Genomic DNA, 5,247 nt, shown 5'->3' on the forward strand with positions numbered 1-5,247 from the left:
CCCCGGCCAGCCCCTGGAGGAAGCGCAGCCCGATCAAGGCCGGCACATTTGGGGCGAGGGCGCAGAGCGCCGAGGCCAGGGCGTAGGCCAGCAGGCCGATCATCAGCGGGCGCCGCCGGCCCAGGCTGTCGCTCAGCGGGCCGGCCACCACCTGGCCCCCGGCCAGCCCGAGCAGGCAGGCGCTCAGGGTCAGCTGCACCTGCCATGCCGCGCCGTTCAGGTCGCTGGTGAGCGCCGGCAGCCCCGGCAGGTACATGTCGATCGAGAGCGGCCCGAAGGCCGAGAGCGCGCCGATGATCACGATCAGGCCTAGCGGGCGGGCGACGGCTGCCGCCGGGAGCGATGACACCTCGGATCTGGTCATAAAACCCACCTCCCGGTGGGGGTGGGGCGGCTGCGCCGCCCCGGATGATGCATGGGGCTGGGGCTGGCCGGCTGCGCCGGCCAGCCCCAGCCCCATGCGGTTTGAATGCTTCGCGTATTGTACCCGAACCTTCGCCCGCCGATGTCGGGGCTTGACACGCAAAATCTTTAGTGCTAAAGTCTCGCCGTGAGCAACGAAGAACCACAGCCACGCTACCGCCGCAGCCTGCGCCGCCCCGGCCTGCTGGCCTGGCTGCACATGCTGCGGATCACCCGACGCGACCAGCGGGCCGCCGCGCGGCACCTAGCCGGGTGGAATCTCTCCTACGCCCAGTTCGACGCCATCGCCCAGATCGGCGCGCAGGAGGGCATCAGCCAGCACGAGCTAGCCGATCGCCTGCTGGTGACCCAGGGCAACATCACCCAGCTGCTCGACAAGCTGGAGCGGCGCGACCTGGTGCGGCGCCGCCCCGAGGGCCGCACGAATAAGCTCGCGCTCACGCCCGAGGGCCGCGCGCTCTTCGGCGAGGTGGTGCCGGCCCACGAGGACTGGCAGCAGTCCCGGCTCGACGCACTCTCCGAGGAGGACCAGCGCACCCTGCTGCGCATCCTGGCCCAGCTCGACCGGGCGCAGCGCGGGTGAGCGCAGCGTGCCCACCTCAGCGCGCCGCCTCGATCAGGCGCCGAATGCGCCGGCGGGCGATGGGCAGGGCGCGGCGGGTGCGCGGCGAGAGCGGGGCGCCCAGCGTAAACTGCTGGGCCGGGATGGTGATCAGCCACGCGCGGGGCGCGCGGTCGTAGAGCGCCTGCGCCAGCGCCAGGAGTGCCGCCGGGTCGCCGATATGCATATCGAGCGAGGAGAGGGTGTCGGCCGGGGACAGCTGGCGGGCGCGCACCCCGCCCCCGCCCGCCCTGGCGTCCACAAAGATCGCCAGGCCCGCCCGCGACAGCGGCTCGGCCAGCTCGGGAGTCAGCTGGTGGGCGACGATGGCCCGCACGCCGGGGAGCCCCCAGCGGGCCACGGCCGCCGCCGCCCGCGCCCCGGCGGCGTCGTCCCCTCGGAGAACGCTGCCGTAGCCCACGACCATTGCAGATTGCAGATTGCAGATTGCAGATTTTGGCGCAGCATAGCCATCATGCGGCCTCTTATTGCAGATTGCAGATTGCAGATTTTCGGCGCAGCATAGCCATCATGCGGCCTCTTTCAGCGTTGCCAATCTGCAATCTACAATCTGCAATCTGCAATCATCACCGCGCCACCGTATCGAGCAGCGCGCCGCCGGCATCGAACAGGCTCACCTCCAGCGGCATCTGGCCGGCGGCGTGGGTCGAGCAGCTCAGGCAGGGGTCGAAGGCGCGGATGCCGGCCTCGACCCGGTTGAGCATGCCCTCGGCGATCTTGGGGCCGCGCACGAAGCGGCGGGCGATCTGGGCCACCGTGCGGTTCATGGCCAGGTTGTTCTGGCCGGTGGCGATGATCAGGTTCACGCTGGTGATCAGGCCGTGCTCGTCCACCTTGTAGTGGTGGAAGAGCGTGCCGCGCGGAGCCTCGCTCACGCCGACCGACTCCAGGCGGTTCACGCCGGCGTCGGCGCGCAGGCGCTTCGAGCTGAGCTCGGGGTCGTCGAGCAGGCGGGCGATCCGCTCCAGGGCGCCCAGGATCTCCACCAGGCGCGCGTAGTGGTAGAGGAAGCTGGCCTTGATCGTCTGCCCGCCGCGCTGGCGCAGCTCGATCAGCTCGTCGTCGGCCTGGGGCGTGCCGAAGGAGCGGCAGACGTTGATCCGGGCCAGCGGGCCGACCCGGTACATGCCGTCGGGGTAGCCGCGCGGCTTGTAGTAGGGGAACTTCAGGTAGCTCCAGGGCTCAACCGCCTCGCCGATGATCTCGGCGTAGCGCGCCGCATCCACATGATCCTCCAGCACCGCCCCGGACGAGTCGACCACGCGCAGTTTGCCGCCGTAGTGCTCCCAGGAGCCATCGTCGGCCACCAGGCCGAGGAACAGGCTGTCGAACGCGCCGAAGCTGGCCGCCTCGCCGGGGTACTGGTCGAGCATCTTCTTAAACAGGCCGATCGCGCCCCTGGCCGTCGAGAGGGCCTCGGGCAGCTTGAGACGGATGGCCATGCGCGACTCGTCCGAGAGCCCCGAGCGCACGCCGCCCGGCACCGACCAGGCCGGGTGGATCTTGCGCCCGCCCAGGTGCTCGATGATCTCCTGGCCGAACTGGCGCAGCCGGATCCCGCCGCGGGCCAGGTCGGGGTTGGCCGCGATCAGGCCGAACACATTGCGCGTGGCCGGGTCGCTGTCGAAGCCGAGCAGCAGGTCCGGGCCGCTCAGGTGGAAGAAGCTCAGGGCGTGGGACTGGACGATCTGGGCGAGGTTCATCAGGCGGCGCAGCTTATCGGCGGCCGGGGGGATGTCGACGGCCAGGATGCCATCGCCCGCCTTGGCCGAGGCCATCAGGTGGCTCACGGGGCAGATCCCGCAGATGCGCGCGGTGATCGCCGGCATCTCCCAGAAGGGCCGCCCCTCGCAGAAGCGCTCGAACCCACGAAACTCGGTCACATGGAAGCGGGCGTCGCTCACCTCGCCCGCGTCATCCAGGTAGATGCTTATCTTGGCGTGGCCCTCGATGCGGGTCACCGGGTCGATCACAATGCGCTGGCTCATAAAGATTCCTTATTGTTTTGGCAAGATATGCCAGCTTCGCTGGCATATCTTGCCAAAACAATCCGAGGTTTTTAGGGCGGCAGCCCTACCATGGAGGCGCATGGGGCGTGGCCCCAGCGGGCGGATCACCCAAACCGCAGCATATCGGAGCCCTCGGCGTCCGGCTCGCGTCCGGCGAGCAGCGCCTCCAGCATGGCGCGGATGCGCGGGGCCGGCGGCGGGCACCCCGGCAGGAAGCGGTCCACATGCACTACGGCGTGTACCGGCACGACCTTGTCGAGCAGCACGGGGACGATCCCCGGCTCGGCCGGGATGATCCCGCGCGGGTCGCCGTGGTCAACATAGATCTGCTGAAGAGTCAGCCCGGCCTCGCCCAGCGGGTTGCGCAGCGCGGTGACATTCCCCGTCACCGCGCAGTCGCCCAGCGAGACCAGGATCGTGCTGTTGGCGCGCACCCGGTGGATGATCTCCATATGCTCGTCGCAGGCGATCGCGCCCTCGACGAGGGCCAGGTCAACCCCCTCGGGGAAGATCTTGGTGTCGGCGATCGGGCTGTAGACCAGATCGACGTAGGAGGCCAGGTCGATCAGCCACTCGTCCAGATCGAGCAGCGACATATGGCAGCCCGAGCATCCGCCCAGCCAGACGGTCGCGAGCCTAAGCTTTGGGGTATCGTTCATAGTGTCCTCAGATAGGGGCGCAGCAGCGGCGCGCTATCGTGTATGTCGTACAAGTGCTTACCGGGCGCCGCTGCTGCGCCCTTACTACCCGCGCACCTTGCGCGACTCGACGATCAGGGCGATCCGGCCGGGGGCGTGCTCCATCTCGGCCACGGTTGCCCCGCGCTTGAAGAGGGCCCCGGTCGGGCAGGCGAGCAGACATTTGCCGCAGGAGGTGCAGCTCTCGGCCTCGCCCCAGGGCTGGTTCAGGTCGCTGATCACGCGGGCCGAGGTGCCGCGCCCGGAGACATCCCAGGTATGGACTCCCTCGACCTCATCGCAGACGCGCACGCAGCGCACGCAGAGCACGCAGCGGTTGTGGTCGATCCCGAAGCGCTCGTGGCTGATATCCACGCTGCATGTGGGCGCCAGATACTCGTAGCGCACGTGGTCCATGCCCAGCGAGACAGCCAGGCTCTGCAGCTCGCAGTTCCCGCTGGCCACACACACCGCGCAGACGTGGCCGCGCTCGGCGAAGAGCAGCTCGATGATCTGGCGGCGGTAGGAGCGTAGCCGCTCGGTGTCGGTCTGGATCTCCATGCCCTCGGCCACAGCGGTGGTGCAGGCGGGCCGCAGCCGGCCGCCGACATCGACCAGGCAGAGCCGGCAGGCGCCCACGTCCGAGAGGCCGTCGAGGTGGCAGAGGGTCGGGATAGCGACGCCGGCGTCGCGGGCGGCATCCAGGATGCTCTCGCCCTCACGGGCGCTGACCATGGTGCCGTTGATCTTAAGTGTTTTCGCAGCCACGGCTGCTCCTCTTCTCTATAGTACATGTTGGGGCGCAGCAGCGAGCGGATCTCTCCTACTCGTCGCTCGCCTTCGCGCTGCTGCGCCCTTACGCGGTCGATGAGCGCTGCTGCGCCCTTACGAGTCGATGAGCGCGTCATACTCCTCGGGGAAGTACCTGAGCGTGCTGATCACCGGGTTGGGCGCCGACTGACCGAGGCCGCAGAGGCTAGTGTCGCGCACGAGCTGGCAGAGATCGCGGAGCTGATCGACGTCGGCGGGGGTGGCCTGGCCGGCGGTGATCTTCTCGAGCAGGCGGTGGATCTGCACGGTGCCCACGCGGCAGGGGATACACTTGCCGCAGGACTCATCCATACAGAACTCCATGTAGAACTTGGCCAGCTCGACCATATTGGTCGACTCGTCCATCACGACCATGCCGCCGGAGCCCATGATCGAGCCAACCTTCGCCAGGGACTCGTAGTCCACCGGGGTATCGAAGAGGCTAGCCGGGATGCAGCCGCCCGAGGGGCCGCCAGTCTGCACAGCCTTCACCTCGCCGCCGTCGGATGCGCCGCCGCCGAGCTCCTCGACGATCTCGCGCAGGGTGACGCCCATCGGCACCTCGATCAGGCCGGTGTTGCGGATCTTGCCGGTGAGGGCGAAGACCTTGGTTCCCTTGCTGGTCTCGGTGCCAATGTTGGCGTACCAGTCTGGGCCGCGCTCGATGATCGAGGCGATGTTGGCGAAGGTCTCGACATTATTGATC

7 protein-coding genes are annotated in these 5,247 nt (G+C 68.6%); 1 reads left to right on the forward strand and 6 read right to left on the reverse strand.

Features of this window, described 5'->3' with window-relative positions:
- Window positions 1–364 (reverse strand): MFS transporter (locus tag K2Z83_RS15865; RefSeq protein ID WP_220596168.1); only part of this gene is annotated, 364 nt, incomplete at its 3' end.
- A 186-nt stretch (window positions 365–550) separates the two neighbouring features.
- Here K2Z83_RS15865 and K2Z83_RS15870 point away from each other — a divergent pair.
- A complete protein-coding gene (locus K2Z83_RS15870; protein ID WP_220596169.1) occupies window positions 551–1,006 on the forward strand; it encodes a MarR family transcriptional regulator in 456 nt (151 codons plus the stop codon).
- A 16-nt stretch (window positions 1,007–1,022) separates the two neighbouring features.
- Here the strand turns inward: K2Z83_RS15870 and K2Z83_RS15875 are convergent, their stop codons facing one another.
- The 5 genes from K2Z83_RS15875 to K2Z83_RS15895 form a co-directional block, all read right to left on the reverse strand.
- Complete coding sequence (locus K2Z83_RS15875) at window positions 1,023–1,451, reverse strand: hydrogenase maturation protease (RefSeq protein WP_220596170.1); 429 nt, start codon at window positions 1,449–1,451, stop codon at window positions 1,023–1,025.
- A gap of 160 nt (window positions 1,452–1,611) precedes the next feature.
- Window positions 1,612–3,033 carry a Ni/Fe hydrogenase subunit alpha gene (locus K2Z83_RS15880; RefSeq protein WP_220596171.1) on the reverse strand — a complete coding sequence of 474 codons (1,422 nt, stop codon included), beginning with the start codon at window positions 3,031–3,033 and terminating at the stop codon, window positions 1,612–1,614.
- Window positions 3,034–3,158: 125 nt separating this feature from the next.
- The gene (locus K2Z83_RS15885) at window positions 3,159–3,713 is read right to left on the reverse strand and encodes an oxidoreductase (RefSeq protein ID WP_255604059.1); all 555 of its coding nucleotides are present in this window, start codon (window positions 3,711–3,713) and stop codon (window positions 3,159–3,161) included.
- 84 nt (window positions 3,714–3,797) lie between these two features.
- Entirely contained in the window at window positions 3,798–4,499 is a 702-nt protein-coding gene (hoxU, locus tag K2Z83_RS15890) for a bidirectional hydrogenase complex protein HoxU (protein ID WP_220596172.1), read from the reverse strand.
- Window positions 4,500–4,616: 117 nt separating this feature from the next.
- A partial coding sequence (locus tag K2Z83_RS15895) for an NADH-ubiquinone oxidoreductase-F iron-sulfur binding region domain-containing protein (RefSeq protein ID WP_220596173.1) occupies window positions 4,617–5,247 on the reverse strand: 631 nt, incomplete at its 5' end.

It is taken from the genome of Oscillochloris sp. ZM17-4 (assembly GCF_019599295.1).
GTDB lineage: Bacteria > Chloroflexota > Chloroflexia > Chloroflexales > Chloroflexaceae > Oscillochloris.

Coding starts and splice junctions, on each gene's coding strand:
- K2Z83_RS15875 (WP_220596170.1), bottom strand. CDS start 1,451: ATGGTCGTGGGCTACGGCAGCGTTCTCCGAGGGGACGACGCCGCCGGG.
- K2Z83_RS15880 (WP_220596171.1), bottom strand. CDS start 3,033: ATGAGCCAGCGCATTGTGATCGACCCGGTGACCCGCATCGAGGGCCAC.
- K2Z83_RS15885 (WP_255604059.1), bottom strand. CDS start 3,713: ATGAACGATACCCCAAAGCTTAGGCTCGCGACCGTCTGGCTGGGCGGA.